At 65.4% G+C, this 19,705-nt stretch carries 21 protein-coding genes; 12 read left to right on the top strand and 9 right to left on the bottom strand.

Features of this window, described 5'->3' with window-relative positions; translation table 11 throughout:
• Window positions 1–321: 321 nt before the first annotated feature.
• The 7 genes from ABLE43_RS21765 to cyoA all read right to left on the bottom strand — a co-directional run bounded on the left by ABLE43_RS21765 (window position 322) and on the right by cyoA (window position 7,280).
• Window positions 322–1,149, bottom strand: a complete 828-nt coding sequence (locus tag ABLE43_RS21765; protein WP_037447240.1) for a universal stress protein — start codon at window positions 1,147–1,149, stop codon at window positions 322–324.
• A gap of 16 nt (window positions 1,150–1,165) precedes the next feature.
• Complete coding sequence (gene adhP, locus ABLE43_RS21760; protein WP_037447237.1) at window positions 1,166–2,236, bottom strand: alcohol dehydrogenase AdhP; 1,071 nt, start codon at window positions 2,234–2,236, stop codon at window positions 1,166–1,168.
• Between the two features lie 107 nt (window positions 2,237–2,343).
• The gene (locus ABLE43_RS21755; RefSeq protein WP_322788196.1) at window positions 2,344–3,009 is read right to left on the bottom strand and encodes an SURF1 family protein; all 666 of its coding nucleotides are present in this window, start codon (window positions 3,007–3,009) and stop codon (window positions 2,344–2,346) included.
• Between the two features lie 67 nt (window positions 3,010–3,076).
• On the bottom strand, window positions 3,077–3,457 hold the full coding sequence (cyoD, locus tag ABLE43_RS21750; RefSeq protein ID WP_037447234.1) for a cytochrome o ubiquinol oxidase subunit IV: 381 nt from the start codon (window positions 3,455–3,457) through the stop codon (window positions 3,077–3,079).
• Window positions 3,454–4,089, bottom strand: a complete 636-nt coding sequence (cyoC, locus tag ABLE43_RS21745; RefSeq protein ID WP_037447231.1) for a cytochrome o ubiquinol oxidase subunit III — start codon at window positions 4,087–4,089, stop codon at window positions 3,454–3,456. The genes cyoD and cyoC overlap by 4 nt, the downstream gene beginning before the upstream one ends.
• Before the next feature lies 1 nt (window position 4,090).
• On the bottom strand, window positions 4,091–6,091 hold the full coding sequence (cyoB, locus tag ABLE43_RS21740; RefSeq protein ID WP_037447228.1) for a cytochrome o ubiquinol oxidase subunit I: 2,001 nt from the start codon (window positions 6,089–6,091) through the stop codon (window positions 4,091–4,093).
• A gap of 22 nt (window positions 6,092–6,113) precedes the next feature.
• A complete protein-coding gene (gene cyoA, locus ABLE43_RS21735; RefSeq protein WP_037447463.1) occupies window positions 6,114–7,280 on the bottom strand; it encodes a ubiquinol oxidase subunit II in 1,167 nt (388 codons plus the stop codon).
• Between the two features lie 129 nt (window positions 7,281–7,409).
• Here cyoA and ABLE43_RS21730 point away from each other — a divergent pair, with 129 nt between their 5' ends.
• The 4 genes from ABLE43_RS21730 to hemN all read left to right on the top strand — a co-directional run bounded on the left by ABLE43_RS21730 (window position 7,410) and on the right by hemN (window position 11,670).
• The gene (locus tag ABLE43_RS21730) at window positions 7,410–8,741 is read left to right on the top strand and encodes an MFS transporter (RefSeq protein ID WP_037447225.1); all 1,332 of its coding nucleotides are present in this window, start codon (window positions 7,410–7,412) and stop codon (window positions 8,739–8,741) included.
• 27 nt (window positions 8,742–8,768) lie between these two features.
• Window positions 8,769–9,446, top strand: coding sequence for an NAD(P)H-dependent oxidoreductase (locus tag ABLE43_RS21725; RefSeq protein WP_051749601.1), 678 nt, complete (start codon window positions 8,769–8,771; stop codon window positions 9,444–9,446).
• A 22-nt stretch (window positions 9,447–9,468) separates the two neighbouring features.
• Window positions 9,469–9,996, top strand: a complete 528-nt coding sequence (locus ABLE43_RS21720; RefSeq protein ID WP_037447224.1) for a hypothetical protein — start codon at window positions 9,469–9,471, stop codon at window positions 9,994–9,996.
• 282 nt (window positions 9,997–10,278) lie between these two features.
• Complete coding sequence (gene hemN, locus ABLE43_RS21715; protein WP_348980120.1) at window positions 10,279–11,670, top strand: oxygen-independent coproporphyrinogen III oxidase; 1,392 nt, start codon at window positions 10,279–10,281, stop codon at window positions 11,668–11,670.
• A gap of 70 nt (window positions 11,671–11,740) precedes the next feature.
• Here hemN and ABLE43_RS21710 read toward each other — a convergent pair whose 3' ends face one another.
• The gene (locus ABLE43_RS21710; RefSeq protein WP_037447221.1) at window positions 11,741–12,397 is read right to left on the bottom strand and encodes an OmpW/AlkL family protein; all 657 of its coding nucleotides are present in this window, start codon (window positions 12,395–12,397) and stop codon (window positions 11,741–11,743) included.
• Window positions 12,398–12,536: 139 nt separating this feature from the next.
• On the opposite strand from ABLE43_RS21710, the gene ABLE43_RS21705 reads away from it, so the two are divergent.
• The 8 genes from ABLE43_RS21705 (at window position 12,537) to ABLE43_RS21670 (ending at window position 18,419) form a co-directional block, all read left to right on the top strand.
• Entirely contained in the window at window positions 12,537–13,232 is a 696-nt protein-coding gene (locus ABLE43_RS21705) for a Crp/Fnr family transcriptional regulator (protein ID WP_239024935.1), read from the top strand.
• Between the two features lie 72 nt (window positions 13,233–13,304).
• Entirely contained in the window at window positions 13,305–14,114 is an 810-nt protein-coding gene (locus ABLE43_RS21700) for a universal stress protein (RefSeq protein WP_037447218.1), read from the top strand.
• Window positions 14,115–14,182: 68 nt separating this feature from the next.
• Window positions 14,183–14,629 carry an ion channel gene (locus tag ABLE43_RS21695; RefSeq protein ID WP_037447215.1) on the top strand — a complete coding sequence of 149 codons (447 nt, stop codon included), beginning with the start codon at window positions 14,183–14,185 and terminating at the stop codon, window positions 14,627–14,629.
• Window positions 14,626–16,116 carry a PAS domain-containing sensor histidine kinase gene (locus ABLE43_RS21690; protein ID WP_234703088.1) on the top strand — a complete coding sequence of 497 codons (1,491 nt, stop codon included), beginning with the start codon at window positions 14,626–14,628 and terminating at the stop codon, window positions 16,114–16,116. Before ABLE43_RS21695 ends, ABLE43_RS21690 begins: the two co-directional genes overlap by 4 nt.
• On the top strand, window positions 16,113–16,745 hold the full coding sequence (locus ABLE43_RS21685; protein ID WP_037447212.1) for a response regulator transcription factor: 633 nt from the start codon (window positions 16,113–16,115) through the stop codon (window positions 16,743–16,745). Before ABLE43_RS21690 ends, ABLE43_RS21685 begins: the two co-directional genes overlap by 4 nt.
• 34 nt (window positions 16,746–16,779) lie before the next feature.
• Window positions 16,780–17,142 (top strand): response regulator, encoded by a 363-nt coding sequence (locus ABLE43_RS21680; protein WP_037447209.1) that lies wholly within the window; start codon window positions 16,780–16,782, stop codon window positions 17,140–17,142.
• 79 nt (window positions 17,143–17,221) lie between these two features.
• Window positions 17,222–18,139 carry a L,D-transpeptidase family protein gene (locus tag ABLE43_RS21675; protein ID WP_051749600.1) on the top strand — a complete coding sequence of 306 codons (918 nt, stop codon included), beginning with the start codon at window positions 17,222–17,224 and terminating at the stop codon, window positions 18,137–18,139.
• A 91-nt stretch (window positions 18,140–18,230) separates the two neighbouring features.
• Window positions 18,231–18,419: a hypothetical protein gene (locus ABLE43_RS21670; protein ID WP_037447206.1), complete on the top strand. Its 189-nt coding sequence runs from the start codon at window positions 18,231–18,233 to the stop codon at window positions 18,417–18,419.
• Between the two features lie 12 nt (window positions 18,420–18,431).
• Here ABLE43_RS21670 and ABLE43_RS21665 read toward each other — a convergent pair whose 3' ends face one another.
• Complete coding sequence (locus tag ABLE43_RS21665) at window positions 18,432–19,415, bottom strand: HWE histidine kinase domain-containing protein (protein WP_037447203.1); 984 nt, start codon at window positions 19,413–19,415, stop codon at window positions 18,432–18,434.
• Between the last annotated feature and the right edge of the window lie 290 nt (window positions 19,416–19,705).

Raw genomic sequence — 19,705 nt, 5'->3', positions numbered from 1 at the left:
GGGTCGCCGGCGACTGGCCCGCCACCCGCTGGGACGAGCTGATGCCGTGGAACTGGGTGCCCCAGACAGATCAGCCAACAGCCCAAGCCGCATAAACTGCGGTCCTCACGCCACGCTTACGGTGACAGCTACATAGGCTGCGATGAAATAGGCGATGGCGAGAAGTGACGCTTGCGCAAGCTCCTTCCTCAGTATTTGCAAGAGGGTCACGTTCGGCATGCGAGAGTGTTAGGATAAAGTGCTTAACGAATGTTAATCGCGCCTCGGGCGAAGACGTCGTCGCGCCAGTTTGTGCCTCATTGTCGACGCGAGGAAGTGTCTCTAACCAACAACCACGAGCGGCGTCTCGGTGCGCTCGAGCAGGTCGCCGGTGACCCCACCGAGCAGGATCTCGCGGATGCGGGAATGAGCGAACCCGCCGATCGCGATCAGATCGGCACCGATTTCTTGCGCATAGAGAGTCAGCGTCTCCGCCTCGCTCTTGTCGTCGTTGACGACCCAGTGCCCCTGAGCGTCGAAACCGTGCCGGAGCAGGTGTCGTTTGACTTCGGCGTGCGCCTCCTGCTCGCCCTCGCAAGCGTGCAGGGACGTGCCGACCGTCACGACATCGATCAGCGCGCCCGGGTCAGCCAACTGCACCAGCGTGTGCATGGCACGGGTTGCCTCAGGTCCGGCCTTCCACCCGAGCACTGCGCGACGGACAGGTTTGAGCGTCTGCTCTTCAGGCAGGATCAGCAGCGGGGTTCCGCTGGCCCGGATGAGCGTCTCTGCGACGCGTCTGCGCAGCCACGGGTTCGCCCAGGTCTCGCGCGCGCCGATCGCGATCAGGTCGGCCACCTGCCGCCTTCGTTTGAGATTGCCGGCAAGCCAGCCGATGTCGTCATGCAGGCCGAAGATCTCGGCCGATGACCCGGCGGCGGCGAGATGAGCGCGCACCCGTTCGACATTGGCCTGATCGTCGCCCATCAACACCCACTCAGGAACGTATAGCGTTCCGAACGGCGCGGTCCCTGGCGAGGCTGTCGGAGCGGGCGTGAGCGCGGCGACCTCCAGCGTCGCTTCACGAGCCGCCGCGAGCTCGGCAACCGTCTTCAGGAAGGTTTGTGCGTGATCGCCGTCATCGACGATGGCCAAGATGTCCTTGATCATCGGCTTTCTCCCCAGGTCAGGCGGCGGTCGCCAGGTCGGTCTCTTGCAGCGGTGCCGCCTGGGCATTGATGTCCAGCACCACGCGTCCTTCGATCGACCCTGTCCGCATGCGATCGAAAACGTCGTTGATGCGCTCCAACGGCGCTGTTTCGACCGTCGCGCGGACCTTGCCGAGTGCAGCGAAGTCGAGCGCTTCCTGCAGGTCGAGGCGGGTTCCCACGATGGAGCCGCGCACGGTGATGCCGTTCAGCACCGTGTCGAAGATCGACAGCGGGAAGTCGCCCGGTGGCAGGCCGGTCAGCGACATGGTCCCGCCCCGACGCACCATCCCAAGCCCCTGTGCGAAGGCGGTGGTAGAGACCGCGGTTACGAGCACGCCATGCGCGCCGCCGATCGCCCGCTTGACGAAGGCGACCGGGTCGCTGGTAGCCGCGTTCACGGTCAGCGCGGCCCCGAGCCGTTCGGCCAGCCGCAGCTTGGCATCGTCCACATCGACCGCGATCACGTGCAGGCCCATCGCGACCGCATATTGGACCGCCATATGGCCCAGGCCGCCGATGCCGGACACGACCATCCAGTCCCCCGGCTTGGTGTCGGTGACCTTCAGTCCCTTGTAGACCGTGACGCCGGCGCATAGCACCGGCGCAATCTCGGCGAAGCTCACCCGATCGGGGAGGTGCCCGACATAGCCGGCATCGGCGACCACGTAGTCGGCGAAGCTGCCGTTGACCGAGTAGCCGGTGTTCTGCTGGCTCTCGCACAGCGTTTCCCAGCCGCCCAGGCAATGCGGGCAGTGGCCGCATGCGGAGTACAGCCAGGGCACGCCGACGCGATCGCCCTCCTTGACGTGGATGACGCCGGACCCGGTGCCGACGACGGTTCCGACACCCTCGTGACCCGGGATGAACGGCGGCGCCGGCTTGACCGGCCAATCGCCATCGGCAGCGTGGAGATCGGTGTGACAGACTCCGCAGGCCGCGACCTGCACCAGAATCTGCCCGGGGCCGGGGCGGGGGACGGCCACTTCCTCAATCACCAGCGGCTCGCCGAATCCGCGCACGACCGCGGCCCTCATCGTCTTGTCCATCGTCGATCTCCGTTGTGCGCGAAGTATCTCGCCCAAACAGAGATGGCGCGGCATTGGGGATGTTACGGAGGCGGCGAACCGGCTGACCCGCCCCTTGGTCGCCGATCTCAGGCGCGGGTCCGTCGTACGATCACCAAGGCGACGAGGCACAGGCCGGCAAGCCCGAACCAGGTCAGCGCATAGACGAGGTGATTGTTCTGGAAGCGGATGACGGTAAGCCCGGCGCGCGGCCAAGCGTGCTTCGGCCGGGCATCGGCGTCGGCATCGATAAAGTATGGCGCCACGCGAACGAGCTGGCGCGCAGCCGCGATCGCCTGGACATCGCGGGAGAACCAGCGATCTGCCACGGGATCATTGCGGCGGAGAAAGGCACCACCAGGCTCCGACGTCCTGAGCAGACCCGTGACGGTCGCGTGCGCCGGGAGGTTGCGAGCCCGGGTGGCCTGCACCGCACGCTCCGGGGGGACATAGCCCCGGTTGACGAGCACGACGAAGCCGGTGTCGGTGCCTAGCGGCGTGAGCACCCAGAAGCCCGTGCCCAGGTCCGTCACCGCCCGCACCAGCGTCTCGCGGTCGTGGAGGAAGCGACCGCGCGCGACGACGTGCAGATAGGCGTGGCGCTCACGTTCGATCGATGGCCAAACGGCCGGAGGCGGCGCAGACACGGGCGATGCCTGCACGCGCGCGTCCACCGCTTCGATCAGCGCCAGCTTCCAGCTTCGGCGCTCGACCTGCCAGATGCCGAGCGCGCTGAAGAGGACGATACCGAACACGGCCAGGACCGTGAGGGCGGTGCGCTTGCGCCTACCCGGACGCGACCGCCCCATCACCAATCTCGCTTCAGCGAACCGGGCCGGTCATGCCGCCGGGCATCGGCATCATGTTGGTGTTAAGGTGGAACATGACCCACACCGACCCACCGATCGTCAGCACCACGATGACCGCGGTGAACAGGAACGCCAGCAGCGTCCAACCGCCCTCGGAGCGGGTGTCCAGGTGCAGGAAGCAGACGACATGGACGACGATCTGCACCAGCGCGAGCGCGAAGATCACCGCGGCGGTCCAGCCCGGCGCGGGCCCCTGCTGCGACATGACAAGCCAGAAGGGCACGACCGTGAGGATGATCGCCAGCAGCGAGCCGATCCGGTGGCCGCGGCGGCTGCCGTGACCCATCGTGTCGCCGTGCGCGTGGAGCGCGTGATCGTAGGGTTCGGTGCTCAACGGATCACTCCATACAGGTACACGAAGGTGAAAACGCCGATCCAGATGATGTCCAGGAAGTGCCAGAACATCGACAGGCAGATCAGCCGCCGCTTCATCGGCAGCGACAGGCCGTGCTGCCCGAGCTGGATCAGCATGACTGTGAGCCAGATCAGGCCTACCGCGACGTGGGCGCCGTGCGTGCCCACCAGCGTGAAGAAGGCCGATAGGAAGGCGCTGCGCTGCGGGCTCGCGCCTTCGGCGATCAGCTGCCCGAACTCGTAAAGCTCGATGCCGAGGAAGGCGAGGCCGAGCAGCCCCGTGATCGCCAGCCACGCCCGGGTCTGCCCGACCCGGCCGGCCTCCATGTGCGGCATGGCTTCGCCGAAGGTGATGGAGGAGGCAAGCAGCAGCGCGGTGTTGAGCGCGACGAGCTTAAGGTCGAAGATCTCGCGCGGGATCGGACCGCCGGCATAGCTGGTGCTCACCACGCCGAACATCGCGAACAGCGAGGCGAAGATGAGCGCATCGCTCATCAGGTAGATCCAGAAGCCCAGGATCGTGGCGCCGCCTCCGCCGTGATCATGGTCCTCCTGCTCGGCAAGGTGCCAGGTCGGGCTGGCCGCGCGAGGGTCGAGTGCGTGGTCCGTCATGTCAGGCTCCGGCGCCGAGCAGCAGCTGCTGCCGCTGGCTTTCTGTGCGGGACACCTCGTCCGCGGGGATGAAGTAATCGCGATTGAGATTGAAGGTGTGGCCGATGGCGACCGCCAGCAGGCCGGCGAAGCTGAGCGCGGCGAGCCACCACATGTACCAGACCATGCCGAAGCCGAGCGCCAGAGCGAGGCCGGAGAGGATGACGCCCGTGCCAGTGTTGCGCGGCATGTGGACCGGCCGGAAGCCGTCACGGGGCCGCTCGTACCCGCGTGCCTTCATGTCGTGCCAGGCGTCGAGCGCGTGGACCACCGGCGTGATCGCGAAGTTGTAGGCCGGCGGAGGCGAGCTGGTCGACCATTCCAACGTCCGGCCGTTCCACGGATCGCCGGTCGTGTCGCGGAGCTGCTCGCGCTTCAGGAACCCGACGAGGATGCTCATGACGAAGCCGAGGATGCCGACCAGGATGATGAGCGCGCCGATCGCCGCGATCACGAAGTAGGGCTGGATACTGGGGTCGTCGAAGTGGTTGACCCGGCGCGGCTCGCCCATCAGGCCGACAATGTAGATCGGCGTCCAGGCGACCCAGTAACCGATCACCCAGCCCCAGAAGGCGACCTTGCCCCAGAACTCGTCGAGCTTGAAGCCGAACGCCTTGGGGAACCAGTACACCATCGCCGCGAACAGGCCGAATACCACGCCGCCGATGATCGTGTTGTGGAAGTGCGCGACCAGGAACAGCGAGTTGTGGAAGACGAAGTCGGCGGGCGGGATCGCCAGCAGCACGCCGGTCATGCCGCCGACGACGAAGGTCAGCATGAAGGCGACCACCCACATCATCGGCAGCTCGAAGCGGACGTCTCCCTTGTACATGGTGAACAGCCAGTTGAAGACCTTGGCGCCCGTCGGGATCGAGATCACCATGGTGGCGATCCCGAAGAAGCTGTTGACGCTGGGGCCCGCGCCCATGGTGAAGAAGTGGTGCAGCCAGACCAGGTACGACAGGATGGTGATGACCACCGTGGCATAGACCATTGACGAGTAGCCGAAGAGCGGCTTGCCCGAGAAGGTGGAGGTGATCTCGGAATACATGCCGAACGCCGGCAGGATCAGAACGTATACCTCCGGGTGGCCCCAGATCCAAACCATGTTCCAATACATCATCGGCGCGCCGCCAAGGTCGTTGGTGAAGAACGCGGTGCCGATGTAGCGATCGAGCATCAGCAGGAAGAAGGCGGCGGTGAGCGCCGGGAAGATCGCGATCGCCAGCACGTTGGAGCAGAGCGCGGTCCAGACGAACACCGGCATTTTCATCATGGTCATGCCCGGCGCGCGCATCTTCACGACGGTGGCGACCATGTTGATGGCGCTGAGCGTCGTTCCGACGCCCGCGATCTGGAGCGCCCAGAGATAGTAGTCGACGCCGGTATCGGGACTGTACTGCAGCCCGGCGAGCGGCGCATAGGACAGCCAGCCGGTGCGCGCGAACTCGCCAACGAACAGCGAGATCATCACCAGCACCGCGCCCGCGACCGTGAGCCAGAAGCTAAGATTGTTGAGGAACGGGAAGGCCACGTCGCGCGCGCCGATCTGGAGCGGCATGACGTAGTTGATGATGCCCACCACTAGCGGGATCGCCACGAAGAAGATCATGATCGTTCCGTGCGCGGTGAAGATCTGATCATAATGGTGCGGCGGGAGGTATCCCTCGTTCGCGCCGAACGCGATCGCCTGCTGCGCGCGCATCATCAGCGCGTCGGCGAAGCCACGCAGCAGCATGACGATGCCTAGGATGATGTACATGATGCCGACCTTCTTGTGGTCGACGCTCGTGAACCATTCGGACCAGAGATAGCCCCACAGGCGATAGCGCGTGACCACACCGACGATGCCGAGCCCCAGCAGCGACACGACGATGAAGGTGCCGAACAGAATGGGCTCGTGAATCGGGAACGATTCAAACGTCAGCCGGCCGAAAATAGTCTTGAGGATGGAGTCGCTCATCGTGGTTCCGATCGCGCGGGGGTCAGGCCCGCACGGCGCCAGCGGCGCCGCGGAGGAAGGAGGGAAGGGCGGAAAGGTCGCGGTTGCGCTGGTCGCCCGGCTTCAGCTGGCCTGGAGCCTTCCCGGGCTTCGCCGGCTTGGTGACATTCGGGCCTGAGCCCTTGTCTTCGGGCGCCTTCTGGAGCGCGGGCGTGGGCTTTTCACCCATGATCGGCGCGGCGCCGCGGCCGGGCGGCATGCCGGCGCCCATGCGGTGATCGTGCGGGTTGCCGCCGGCACGCGCCATGTCGCGCGTCATCACGTCCATCATGCACGGCTTGCCTGCCTCGACGCAGCGGTTGACGATGCGATCGAACAGCTGCGGCTGCACGGCGGCGAAGCGCATCACCGGCACCTTCTCGCTCGGCTTCGCCAAGGCGACGAAACGCTCCGTGGGAAGCGAGCCGCCTTGCGCCTTCACTCCGGCCACCCAACGTGCGAAGTCTGCCGGCGACTGCCCGTGCATCTTGAAGCGCATGTTGGAGTAACCTGCGCCGGAATAGTTGGCGGAGTAGCCCTCGCTCGTTCCCGGCTTGTTCAGGACCGCATTCAGCTCGGAGCGCATGCCCGGCATGGCGTAAATCATGCCTGCCAGCGTCGGCACGTAGAAAGTGTTGAACTGATCGTTGGAGGTGATGGAGAAGCGCACCGGCACGTCCACCGGCAGAGCCAGCTCGTTCACCGTGGCGATGCCCTGCTCGGGATAGATGAACAACCACTTCCAATCGAGCGCGACAGCCTGGATCTCGAGCGGCTTGGTGCCGGCGGGCACCGGGCGGCCCGGCGAGATCCGCTCCAGCGGCCGGAAGGGATCGAGCAGGTGCGTGCTGGTCCAGGTCACGGCGCTCAGCGCAATGATGATCAGCAGCGGGCACGACCAGATCACCAGCTCCAGCGTGGTGGAGTGGGTGAAGCTCGGATCGTAGGTCTTGTTCGCGTTGCCGCGGCGGTACTTGCGCGCGAACACCACGGTCAGCACCATGACCGGCACGATGATGAGCAGCATGACGCCTGTAGAGAACAGGATCAGGTCGCGCTGCTGGACCGCGATGTCGCCGGTGGGGTTCATGACCACCATGTCGCAGCCGCCGAGCAGTGCCGGCAGCGCCAGCATCGCCAGACGCTGTGGCAGGCGCAGAGCGCGTCGCATGAGGTTGGATCCTGTCTTGAGCATGCCCGTCCGCTAACCGGCACGCCGCCCTCTCGACTTTGACAAAAGTCAAAGGTTCGCCGGTCGCCCGAGATTACGAGAAGACGTCAGATTGAAGGACTTGGAAGCATGGTAGCCAGCACCCTGGGCCCGGCGAACTCGACGGCACTTGAGCGAGACGCCAGCCTCATCAATGCCGAACGGCACGACGTTCGCCCGGGCGACATCGCCGTCGGCGTCATCATCGGCCGCTCGACCGAGTTCTTCGACTTCTTCGTCTACGCGATCGCGTCGGTGCTGGTGTTCCCAAGCCTGATCTTCCCCGACGTGAGCCCGGTGACGGGAACGCTCTACTCCTTCGCGATCTTCGCGCTGGCCTTTGTCGCGCGCCCGTTCGGCGCGATGGCGTTCCTGTGGCTGGATCGGAGGCACGGGCGAGGGGTCAAGCTGACGGTGGCCATGTTCCTGCTGGGCGGCTCGACCGCGGCCATGGCGTTCCTGCCTGGCCATGCGCAGGTCGGCTGGATCGCTGCGGCCCTGCTCGCGCTCTTCCGGATCGGGCAGGGGATCGCGCAGGGCGGCACATGGGACGGGCTGCCGGCGCTCCTGTCGCTGAACGCACCGGCCAACCGCCGCGGCTGGTTCGCCATGATCCCGCAGCTCGGCGCACCGATCGGCCTGTTCGTGGCCGCGGCCGTGTTCGCGTTCCTGCTCAACACGTTGAAGATGAGCGACTTCCTCGACTGGGGCTGGCGCTATCCCTTCTTCGTCGCCTTTGTTATCAACGTGGTCGCGCTGTTCGCCCGGCTTCGGCTCATCTCGACGCCCGAGTTCCAGGAGCTGTTCGAAAGCCGAGAGCTGCAGCCCTCGCCCGTTACCCAGATGTTCCGGGAGGAGGGGCGCACCGTGGTGCTCGGCGCCTTCGCCGCGCTCGCCAGCTTTGCGCTATTTCACCTCGTCACCGTCTTCCCGCTCTCCTGGGTGGTGCTGAATGGGGGCAGCGCTATCCGCTTCCTGACCATCGAAATGGTGGGTGCAGCCGTCGGACTCCTTGCGGTCACGGCTTCAGGGGCCATCGCCGACCGGATCGGCCGGCGGGTGCTGCTGGGCGTGTCGGCGGCGATGATCGGCGCGTACAGCGGGTTCGCACCGCAGCTCCTTGATCGCGGGCCGGCGGGCGAGTGGACCTACATGATCCTCGGTTTCGTCCTGCTCGGGCTGTCGTTCGGGCAATCGTCCGGCGCGACCAACGGCAGCTTCTCGCCCCGGCATCGCTACACGGGTGCAGGTACCACCGCGACGGCGGCCTGGTTCGTCGGTGCCGCCTTTGCACCGTTGGCGGCGCTGTTCCTCGCCAGCCGCTTCGGGCTGATCGCCGTGGGGGCGTACCTGCTGTCGGGCGCCGCCTGCACGCTGGGCGCGCTCGCGCTGAACCGTGACTGGGGCCGCAAGGCCGCCTGAGCCGGCCACCGCTACTGGAGTGAAGCCATGATGTTCCGTCACCTCGTTGTGCTCGCCAACCCGACGCCTGAAGGGTTCGACCACGCCATCGTCGATGCCTATCGGGAGGCGGTTGCAGCCAACCACCATAGCGTCGAGGTCCGCGATCTCTATGCATTGGGGTTCGACCCGGTGCTGCGCACCAGCGAGCGTCCGACTGAACCCGGCTGGTCGCCTGCAGCGGACGTCGCAGCCGAACTAGCCCATCTGGAGCGCTGCGACATTGTCGTCTTCGTCTACCCGATCTGGTTCGGCCTGCCGCCGGCCATGCTGAAGGGCTATGTCGAGCGTGTACTGGGGGCGGGCTACACCTTCCGCGATCTGCAGGCTGCTTCCGGGCAGTCGGTGGTCGCAGGAAAGCCACTTCTGTCGTTCAGCACGTCAGGCGCCTCGCTCCCCTGGCTCAACGAGCAGGGGCAGGTACTGTCGTTGAAAGAGGTGTTTGACGTCTATCTCTGGCGTGGACTGGGTATGGGACAGGCCGAGCACATTCGAATCGACTCCGTCGTGCCTGACATGGATGCCTCTTACGCCGGGGAGCAGTTGGAGCGGGTGCGCCAGGCCGCGGACAAGGCGTGCGCGATGCTCGCTGACGGTCGGTACCGCGCGCAGGCTCAGGCGGCGCTGCAGCGGCGTTCGCAAGAGGATAGCAGCCGGACGCAGTGACCAGAAAGCTGGAGGCTTTGCCGTGGAACAGCCTTTCTCGCAGGTGCTGCCCTTCGTGCGCAGGTCCAAGGTCATCGACGAGGTCGATGTTGGAGCTCTTTTGTCGGATCATGCCGACATCAGAGAAATGTGCGACCGGGTGGAAGCGCTCGCCGATCGCCTCCTGGAGGCACCGGACCATGACGAGCGTAGTGCGATCGCCGACCTGATCCAAAGCCGCTTCAGAAAGCATGTCGAGATCACCAGCAGGTTTCTCGACCGCGTGTTCGCGGGCGAACAGCTCCGCGTCGGGGCGGGTATGTTGCGACGCATCCTTCTTGAGCAGGTCGCGATCGGCATGCACGCGGAGGATGTCGGCGAGATGCTCCGAGAGAAGGGTGTCGACGACTCGCGAACGGACATGCTCAGCTACATGCTTCGCTGCCTGTTCGATGGTTGCCGGCGCTTGCTGGACTATGAAGAGCTGGCGTTCCTGTATCTGGGCGCTCGCCGATACACGCCGGGCGCAAGAATGACGCTGGAACAGGCGCTCGACGGAGCGTCCCACTAGGTTGCTGCCGCGAGCGCCGGCCGATGGAGGGCTCGCGGCCAATCACCATTTGTGGGCCAGGCCCCAATCAGGGATGCCGGCGTTCGCTGACGGTCACGAACATCATGGTCAGCATAAAAAGGCCCATGGCGCCTGCCGCGAGATACAGAAACCAGTCGTTCGGAAGATGGATCATCGTCGCCTCCTTTTGCTCGAGGCCTACGGGGTGCCGCGCTACTCGGCTGCTGCCGTTGACCAACCGCAAGGGCGTTGATCCGGCATTATACGTAGCGGCTCTGACATTTGACGATCGTCAAGGCGCAGGCAAATGTCGCCGGTCATCGCACGCTCATGACCGCTTACCATGCTGACCTCGCCGCGCTGAGTGTGCCACGCTACACCAGCTATCCAACCGCAGTTTCGTTCAGCGGGAAGGTGGGAGCTTCCGAACAACGGCAAGCGCTGGGAGCGCTGGCCGATGACGCAAAGCTCTCGCTCTACCTGCACGTTCCCTTTTGCGAGACGATCTGCTGGTACTGCGGGTGCAACACCGGTGCCGTCGGCCGCGCGAGCCGGGTCACCCGGTACGTCGAGGCGCTGCTAAGTGAGATTGAAACGGTAGCGCAGCTCGTCCGCGGCTGCGTCACCCATGTCCACTTCGGCGGCGGCAGCCCCAATGCCCTGCCGGCAGCCGAGTTCAGTAGGATCTGCGCGGCGCTTCAGCGATCGTTCCGGGTCGACCCTGCCGCCGAATGGGCTGCGGAACTCGATCCGCGTAGTCTCGACGCCGATTATGCCCGCACGCTGGCCGGCTGCGGTATCACGCGGGCCAGCCTCGGCGCCCAAACCTTTTCCCTGCGGATCCAGCAGCAGATCAACCGAGTACAGCCGTTCCGGGAGGTGGCGCTCCGCGCGGCCGAGCTGCGCGCGGCCGGTGTTGCCGCCATCAATCTCGACCTCATGTACGGACTGCCCGGCCAGACGCTGGATGACATCGCATGCACGCTTGCGCGGACGCGGTTCCTTGCACCCTCCCGTGTGGCGATGTTCGGCTACGCGCACATGCCCCGGATGCTGCCGCGCCAGCGCATGATCGACGACACGCTGCTGCCGAACGCGCATGCTCGCTTCACGCAGTCGCTGCTGGCTCATGAGATGCTCGAGGAGCAGGGTTTTGCCACAATCGGCTTCGACCACTACGCCAGGCCCGACGACCCGCTCGCCGAAGCCGCGGCGGCCGGTCGCCTCCGGCGCAACTTTCAGGGTTTCACGGATGACGACGCCGATGCCCTGATCGGCCTCGGTGCTTCCGCAATCAGTCAGGTGGGCAACGTCATCGTACAGAACGGGAAGCACCTCGGTCGGTATGTCGAAATGGTGAACTCCGGTGGGCTGGCCGGGGTCAAAGGCGTCACGCTACAGCCGACTGATCGTGCGCGCGGCTGGGTGATCGAGCGGCTGCTCTGCGACGGGCAGGTGGACCTGGACATCGCGCACCGGACGTTCGGCATTCGTGGACTGCTCGACCGAAGGGCTCATGATCGGCTGGAAGATCTTGTGCTGCGCGGCCTGGTGACGATCTCGGGCGCGACGCTCGCGCTGACCCCGGAGGGGAAGCCCTACGCCCGCCTGGTCGCTAGCGCGTTCGACGAGCACTCGGCGCTCAACGTCCAGCGGTTCAGCCGCGCAGTCTGATCTTCGGGCGCAAAAAAGCGGCCACGTCGGGGAACCGGCGTGGCCGCTGAGTTCGGCCGGAGAAAGGGCGTTAGAAGCGCATGCCGACGCCGACGCCGATTACCAGCGGATCGATGCTGACACGCACACGGTTCGTCCCCGCGGCGGTGGTCAGCCGGGCCGTGGTGTCAATGTCGATGTACTTGACGTCGACGTTCAGGAAGGTGCGAGGCCCGATGTCGACATCGACGCCCGCCTGCAGTGCGTAACCGGCGCTGTCGCTCATGCGCACCTTCGTCGACCCGAGCGCGCCTTCCAGTGCGTCGCTGGCATTCTCGGCATAGAAGACCGTGTAATTGACGCCGGCGCCCACATAGGGCCGGATCTTGCCGGTGGGCGCGAGATGGTATTGCAGGGTCAGCGTCGGCGGCAGCACCCACGTACTCGCAACCGTATCGATGGCGGCGATTGAGCCTCGCCCCGTCGCCTTGTGCTTCGTCGTGGCGACGATCAGCTCCGCGCCGATGTGGTCGGTCGCCATGTAGGTGAAATCAACCTCGGGCATCACGCTGTCGGTCACGCCCACCCGGCTGCCCGGAAGGCCGGAAACCTCACCGGAACTCTCCGTCGGCGACACCACGATGCCGCGGACGCGCACCAGCCAGTCGCCGGCGGCGGTCTGCGCCGCGGCCATGCCGGGAGTGAGCAATGCCGCGGTGAACAGGGCGGCGGTCAGGTAGGCGCGCATGGGAGACTCCTCGAAGTGAGCTCCGCGGCTAGTCCCTGATCTCCCGGTCTCGATTTGACCTGCGACAACCCGGGACCTTCGTACAATCCCTTATGCCCGAGGGCGCGGCAGCTCCTTATCGGCGGTGGGGAAGGGAAGTATGATGCAATTGGCCGCCGCTCAGTCGACACTCTCATCGCGTTGCATGGGCTGCGCTGCCCGCAGCCGTTCGCTCTGCAGCAACTTCTCGCCGGAGGCGGCACGCGAGTTCGACCGGCTCGCCCGCCCGATCACGCTCGCGCGCGGCGAGACGCTGGTCTGGGAGGATGACGACACGCTGCTCGTCGGCTTCGTCGTGTCCGGAGTCCTTAAGCTGACCGCGTCGCTCGCCGATGGACGCGAGCAGATTCTGGGACTTGCCGGCATGGGGGACGTGGTCGGCAGGCCGTTCGGTACACGGAGCAGCTATTCCGTCACAGCGCTCGGACAGACCCGGCTTTGCGTTTTGGGGCGACCGGCCTTCGAGCAGTTCGCCGCAACCCACCCGGAGGTCGAGCATGCACTGCTGCTGCGCGCCCTGGACGAGCTCGACAGGGCGCGTCGATGGATGCTGTTGCTCGGCCGCAAGTCGGCCGGTGAGCGGGTTGCCAGCCTGCTAGTCGAGTTTGCGGAACGATCGCCAGAGGACAACGTCGCGTTTCCCCTCACCCGACAGCAGATGGGCGACCTTCTGGGGCTCTCGCTCGAGACAGTCAGCCGCGAGCTGAGCAAGCTCAAGGCCAGAGGCCTGATCACCTTGTCGGTGAAGCATTTCCGCGTCGAGGACGAGGCGTGCCTTCGCCAGCGCGCGGCCTGACATCCGGAACATTGCGGATATTGGCGCCGCGGTCGCCCTCCTAGCATCGATCCAGGCTAGAGGAGGGAACCCATGAAGAACATCCTGCTGCTGATCCACGGCGATGAAGGACAGGAGGCCCGGTACCAGTCGGCTCTCGACGTTGCGCGCGCGGTGGGCGGGCATCTCACCTGTCTCGACCTGACGATCATCCCCGAGGTGATGGGCGACTATGTGGCGATGGGCGTCGGCGGCCTTCTGCTCGCCGAGGAGCAGGAGAGCGAGACCCTTCACGGTGTCCGGATGCGGGCGCGGCTCGAGCGCGAGGACGTCCCGTTCGACTGGACAGAGACGACCGGCTTTCTGTCGCAGACGATCGAAGCTCGGGCGCGAATGACGGACCTGATCGTGCTCAGCACGGACGAGGACGGCAAGCTTCTCCCGCGCATGCGGGACGTGATCGGCGATCTGCTGGTGCACACCGGCAAACCCGTGCTCGCCGTACCTCCGGCTTCTCGCAAGCTCGATGTGCGGGGTCGCGCGATCGTCGCTTGGGACGGCTCGCCGGACGCGGAGGCGGCGCTGACTGCGGCCATGCCGCTCCTGTCGCTCGCCCGCTGCGTCACGCTCTACTATGCCGACGACAAGTCGATGGACACGCCGATCGAGGATGCGGCCCGCTACCTCTCGCGGCATGGGATCGAACCCGTGATCAAGAGGGAGCCGATCGGCATCGACCGGGTGGACGTCGCGCTCCGGTGCGAAGCCGAAATGGGTCACTATGACCTGGTCGTCATGGGCGCTTATGGCCACGCTCGCACGATGGAGACGATCTTCGGTGGCGCGACGCAGGGCATGCTGAAGCGGTGCCGGGTACCCCTGCTGCTCGTCCACCACCGCTAAAGGATCAGGGAAGGACGAGAACGTCGCGGGCGGCAGTATCTCGCTGTCGCCCGTGACAACCGTCACCGATGCAGCTCCTCGTTGAACTTGCCGCGGCCACCATGCTGGTCGCCATCACGTGCGCGGTTCACCTGATGGGTATCGCCGCGCTGATGCTGCTGCTGCGCCTGCATCGGCGCCGGCGGCCGGCCGATGCGAGGCTGATATGGGAAGGCCTGGCTATCGTGGGCGCGGCGACCGGCCTCTTTGTCCTGCATGGCATAGAGATTTGGCTCTATGCCGGCTTCTATCTGTTCGTCGGAGCGTTGCCCTCTCTTGAAGCGGCCCTCTACTTCTCGACCGCGTCCTACACGACGGTCGGCTATGGCGATGTGGTCCTTGCGCCGGGATGGCGGGTGCTCGGCGCCATCGAAAGTGCGAACGGCATCATCCTGCTGGGCTGGTCAACCGCCTTCTTCGTCGCCATCGTGGGCCGCATCCGCTGGCTGGAATCCGAGATCGAGAACACGCAGTGATCAACGCCGAGACCACCCCCGCCGCGACCGCGGAGGACCTGGCGCTGTTCGTTGCGAGCGTGACCGACCGCGCCCTGTTGCTGGCGGCGCCCGACGGAACGCTGACCTATTGGGGCGAGGGAGCGGAGCGGCTGCTCGGCACGCCGAGGAGCGAAGCGGTCGGGCGCAGTATCGACGCCTTCTGGCCAGCGGCGAGCGGTCGATGGCCACAAGCCGGCGCAAGCATCACTGTTCGGCTGGAAGACTGGTGCAAGCGTGCGGACGGTTCGGAGTTCCTCGCCGATATCACGGTCGCGCCCGTGTTCGACGGCCAGAAGCTCCGCGGCTACGGACTGATGATCGCCGACGTCACGGGGCGGCGCGCGGCCGAGCACATGCTGGCCGAGAGCGAGGCGCATATGCGCTCGGTGCTCGCGACTGTGCCGGACGCCATGGTCGTGATCGACGAGCGGGGGCTGATCCAGTCGTTCAGCGCCGCGGCCGAGCGCCTGTTCGGCTACGGGGAAACAGAGGTCCTCGGCCGCAACGTCAGCCTGCTGATGCCCGGCGACCACCGGGCGCGGCACGATCGCTACATCGGTCATTATCTCGAGACCGGCGAGCGACGGATCATCGGCATCGGCCGCATCGTCGTCGGGCAGCGCAAGGACGGCACCGAGTTCCCGATGGAGCTGTCGGTCGGGGAGGCTCACGGCGCCAACGGCAGGATCTTCACCGGCTTCATCCGCGACCTGTCGGACCAGCAACGCGCCGAGTTGCGGTTGAAGGAGTTGCAGGGCGAGCTGATCCATGTTTCACGGTTGAGCGCGATGGGGACCATGGCCTCGACACTCGCGCACGAGCTGAACCAGCCGCTGACCGCGATCGCCAATTACCTGGAGGCGGCGCGTGACCTGCTGGACGCGGAGGATGCGCCCAGAGAGCTTCTGGCCGAGGCGGTCGGCGAGTCCGCCAACGAGGCGCTCCGCGCCGGCCGCATCGTGCGGCGGCTGCGCGAGTTCGTAGCCCGCGGCGAGACCGAGCGTCGCATCGAGCCTGTACCGTCCCTCATTGAGGATGCGATCCGGCTCGGGCTTACCGGCGCGCGCGAGCGCGGCGTGCGCAGTTTCGTGTCGCTCGACCCGGCGGCCAGTCATGTGCTCGCAGACCGCGTCCAGATCCAGCAGGTGCTCGTCAATCTGCTCCGCAATGCGGTGGAGGCGCTGGGCAACGGCGAGGTCAGCGACATCACGACGTCCACGATCCGCGACGGCGCTCATGTGCGTATCGGGATCACGGACACAGGCCCGGGGTTGGATCCAGCAATCGCACCACGGCTCTTTCAGGCCTTCACGTCGAGCAAGCAGGACGGCATGGGCCTGGGCCTGTCCATCTGCCGGACCATCGTGGAGGCGCATGGCGGACGCATCTGGGCGGAGCCCGGCACGGACAAGGGCGCGGCCTTCTACTTTACGCTACCGGCTGCGTCGGAAGGGGACGAGGTATGAGCGAGCGCCGGCTCGTCCATGTTGTCGATGATGAGGATGCCGTCCGCCGCTCGGTCGGCTTTCTGCTCCGCACCTCGGGCTTCGACGTGCAGAGCCATGCCTCGGGCGTAGCCTTCCTCAAGGAGGTCAAAGCGGCGGAGCCTGGGTGCGTGCTGCTCGACGTCCGCATGCCCGAGATCGACGGGCTTGAGGTCCAGCAGCAGATGGCGCAGCGCGGCGTCGGCTGGCCGGTGGTGATCCTGACCGGACATGGCGACGTGCCTATCGCCGTTCAGGCGATGAAGGCGGGCGCTGTCGACTTTCTGGAAAAGCCGTTCGACAAGGCGTCGCTGCTGCGCGCACTCGCCGCCGGTTTCGCGATCTTCGACCGGCATGATGCGGCCGCTGCCTCGGCGCAGGAGGCTGCCACGCGCATCGCCGCGCTGACGCCCCGCGAGCAGGACGTTCTGCGCGGGCTTGCCGATGGTCTGCCGAATAAAACTATCGCCTTCGATCTCGGCATTTCGCCCAGGACGGTCGAGGTGCACCGGGCCAATCTCATGACCAAGCTCGGTGTTCACAGCTTGTCCGAGGCGCTTCGGCTTGCCTTCGCGGCCGGCCTCGGAGGGGAAGCTCGTACATCTACGTAGAGCGTTGTCGCCATAACGAGGGCAGGGTGGCTCGATGGAACAGAACCCCCGAGCGCTCGCCGTCATCGTTGAGGACGACCAGGCCGTCCGCCGATCGTTACAGCTGCTGCTGCACTGGCGCGGGTATGACGTGCGCGCCTACGGCACGGCGCAGGCGAGCGTTGCGGGCGACGACCTCGCCTCCGTAGGCCTGCTGGTGGCGGACTACCAGCTGCCTGATGGGGATGGGATCGGCGTTCTCCGGGCGCTGCAGCGACGTGGCTGGTGCGGACGAGCCGTTCTGGTCACCGGACACCCCAGCGCCGGGCTGAAGGATGCGGCGCTCGCGAGCGGTTTCAATGCTGTTCTCGAAAAGCCGCTCCGCCGACACGAACTGCTCGGCGCGCTCTCACGCTGAGCGATCGCCCACGCGGCACGGGGTGATTTCGCGGTAGACTGAGGGAAGATACGGATAGGCCACGACCCGGCTTCGGTCGATGGTCCATTCCATGTTGTCTATTGCCTTCCTTCTTATGCTCGCGTCCGTGCCGGAAGCGCCTGCGCTGACCGCCGGCACCGTGGCGCAAGCTGCGGCGCGGCTTCGACCGGGCCAGTATCTCTGGGCCCCGCAGGTTGCACCCAGCGGTCCCATGATCATGGTCGTGAACCTCAGGACGCAGCGAGCGACGGTGTACCGCAACGGCATACCGATCGGCATCACCACGGTGTCGTCCGGTCGGCCCGGGCACGAGACACCGCCGGGCGTCTATACAATCCTGCAGAAGGAAGCGGACCACCGCTCCAACTTGTACAACAACGCGCCCATGCCGTTCATGCAACGCCTGACCTGGGACGGCATCGCGCTGCACGGCGGCGCTCTTCCTGGCTATCCGGCCTCCCACGGCTGCATCCGCCTGCCGGAGGCGTTCGCGCGCTTGCTCTTCGCCGAAAGCCGACTGGGCATGATGGTGGTCGTCACGCGGCTTGATACGATGCCGGTGATGGCGGCTACGGAAGCGGCGCCGCTCCTGCCTGATCGGATCGAGCCTACCCTCTGGAAGGCGGAGAAGAGAGGTGCCGCTGCCCTTTCGGTCGTAGTGAGCACGACTGATCGTGAGGTGCGGGTCATTCGCGACGGAAAGGAGATTGGGGCGGCGCCCGTGACGTTGACGGGCAACGTCACAGGCCCGGTCGCTTACCAGCGGCAGGTCGACGGCCGTTGGCTGCGCCTCGACCTGCCAGGCTCGGGGAGGGCCGTCGTACCCGATCTCGGGCCGGACGTGATCGGGGTCGATCCCGACTTTAGCGCCCGCGTGCTGGATGCAGCGGGTCCGGGGACCACTGTGGTGGTTACTCCAGATCGCCTTCGGCCAGAGCTATCCCTTACGTCAACCTTGATGACGGGGAACGAGTAGACCCCGCAATCAGGCAAACGTGACCGATCGTGGCCGCTCTTGGACCTGAGTGCTCCTGCCAGCGTTGATCGTTGCGGAAAGGAGAATTGAGATGAAAGAGGTCCATGATGAGGCCTCGGCAGCAACCGCGAACAACGGCGTCGTCGACGTGAGCGGTCCGGACGCAGTCAATGTGAGCCTCAAGCCTGCCGCAGCGCTCAAGACAGCGGAGCGGATCAGCAGCGCGGCAGTTGAGGCGCTCCTGGAGCAGACGAGCCAGGCATCGAAGGAACGCCACTAACAAATCAGACTTTCAGGTGGCGAGGCGCTCTAGTGGCGCATGGAGGGACCAGACGAGGCCGGACGGTAGCTCCTGTATCCCGCATTGCCCACCGAGACGACGCGGCGTTGCCACGCTTAGCAATCGGTCGCTCCAAGCTGAAAGTGGTGCCCTCATCTGCGGTCCGTCGCGATCGGCCCATTGCAGCCATAAGTAAGACGCCTCGACATCGTTGGCGCTCCAGCTGATCTCGACGTAGCCATTCCTGCTGCTCAAGGCCCCGGTCCTGAATGAGTGAACGTGCAGCTCGTGAAGCGCCAGGCCAAGCGTCACCGCGGCGCCAGGACCGACCAGCACTGATGGACCAGTTACCTTGCAGCGCTTGTCACCGACAACGTTCATGAGGCGAGACACAAGGACCTGCAGATCCGTAGAATGCGATTGCGGCTGCAGGAGAAGATCGCCGATGCTGCTCAGCATCGCAGTCCGCGCGGCGAGATCCCGAGCCTTGTCGATCAAGGGTCGATCCTCGTCGAGAACTTGATTTGTTATCGCGGAGACGATCGCAAGGAGGTTGCGCAACTGGTGACGTGCGGTACTCGCGGAGACGTAATCAACGGATTGGGATAGGGCGACAGATGGCAAGCCCAAAGCCGGCGCCACTTGCGCAAGATCACCGCTGATCCGTACCTCGGAGCCGTCAACCAGCGACACAGTGGTCGTGGCCTCGACCCCCCGAACCTGCACGATAGCTTCAGGGTTGATCACGAGACGGGACCCGTCCGAAGCGACCAACTCACGAGAATGAGCATCAACCCTAAAAAGAGCTGAGCCGCTGGCACCGGCGCTCACGTCCTGTGTTAGCACTTGATCGCCGACACGATCGGCTTCGGCATGGTCCAGCGCTTCCGCCAGCTTGCAGGCAAACAGGCTTGATCCGTTTCCGTTATCGTCCAAAACATTCAGCGCTTGACGCGCCAGTGCAATTGACGTGAGTTCCGTCTCTCGATTGTTCATGCGGCTTAGCCCAGGACCACGCCAGCAGTGCGCTGTTCGCTCAAATTGGTGCTACCGCACAAGCATGTAGCGTGCAATCTGATGGGAACGGCGTCGCGATCTGTTCACTCATTGGCGCGCTCAGAGAAAACCTCATTTTACATAAGATATATTATCGGACTGGCGGATTGTAGGTGCTAAGTAGAAATGACACTCCTCCGCTAGATAGAAAAGGCACAACGAGTGCCAGCGGGTCGCCGGTGTCATGGCCATCCTCGGCAGCGAGGATGTGCAAGCGATGACGGTGCTGA

Origin of the sequence: Sphingomonas silueang (assembly GCF_040049155.1) — a bacterium.
GTDB classification, from domain to species: Bacteria; Pseudomonadota; Alphaproteobacteria; order Sphingomonadales; family Sphingomonadaceae; genus Sphingomonas; species Sphingomonas silueang.
Note: the sequence above shows the minus strand (reverse complement) of the source record. Positions and strands in the feature narration are given on the sequence as shown.

Excerpts from the sequence above, each read along its gene's own strand:
- ABLE43_RS21730 (WP_037447225.1), top strand. The coding sequence starts at position 7,410 with ATGGTAGCCAGCACCCTGGGCCCGGCGAACTCGACGGCACTTGAGCGA.
- cyoC (WP_037447231.1), bottom strand. The coding sequence starts at position 4,089 with ATGACGGACCACGCACTCGACCCTCGCGCGGCCAGCCCGACCTGGCAC.
- cyoA (WP_037447463.1), bottom strand. The coding sequence starts at position 7,280 with ATGCGACGCGCTCTGCGCCTGCCACAGCGTCTGGCGATGCTGGCGCTG.
- ABLE43_RS21680 (WP_037447209.1), top strand. The coding sequence starts at position 16,780 with ATGGAACAGAACCCCCGAGCGCTCGCCGTCATCGTTGAGGACGACCAG.
- ABLE43_RS21665 (WP_037447203.1), bottom strand. The coding sequence starts at position 19,415 with ATGAACAATCGAGAGACGGAACTCACGTCAATTGCACTGGCGCGTCAA.
- ABLE43_RS21725 (WP_051749601.1), top strand. The coding sequence starts at position 8,769 with ATGATGTTCCGTCACCTCGTTGTGCTCGCCAACCCGACGCCTGAAGGG.
- ABLE43_RS21695 (WP_037447215.1), top strand. The coding sequence starts at position 14,183 with ATGCAGCTCCTCGTTGAACTTGCCGCGGCCACCATGCTGGTCGCCATC.
- adhP (WP_037447237.1), bottom strand. The coding sequence starts at position 2,236 with ATGGACAAGACGATGAGGGCCGCGGTCGTGCGCGGATTCGGCGAGCCG.
- ABLE43_RS21705 (WP_239024935.1), top strand. The coding sequence starts at position 12,537 with ATGATGCAATTGGCCGCCGCTCAGTCGACACTCTCATCGCGTTGCATG.
- ABLE43_RS21710 (WP_037447221.1), bottom strand. The coding sequence starts at position 12,397 with ATGCGCGCCTACCTGACCGCCGCCCTGTTCACCGCGGCATTGCTCACT.
- ABLE43_RS21700 (WP_037447218.1), top strand. The coding sequence starts at position 13,305 with ATGAAGAACATCCTGCTGCTGATCCACGGCGATGAAGGACAGGAGGCC.
- ABLE43_RS21675 (WP_051749600.1), top strand. The coding sequence starts at position 17,222 with ATGGTCCATTCCATGTTGTCTATTGCCTTCCTTCTTATGCTCGCGTCC.
- ABLE43_RS21670 (WP_037447206.1), top strand. The coding sequence starts at position 18,231 with ATGAAAGAGGTCCATGATGAGGCCTCGGCAGCAACCGCGAACAACGGC.
- cyoB (WP_037447228.1), bottom strand. The coding sequence starts at position 6,091 with ATGAGCGACTCCATCCTCAAGACTATTTTCGGCCGGCTGACGTTTGAA.
- ABLE43_RS21765 (WP_037447240.1), bottom strand. The coding sequence starts at position 1,149 with ATGATCAAGGACATCTTGGCCATCGTCGATGACGGCGATCACGCACAA.
- ABLE43_RS21685 (WP_037447212.1), top strand. The coding sequence starts at position 16,113 with ATGAGCGAGCGCCGGCTCGTCCATGTTGTCGATGATGAGGATGCCGTC.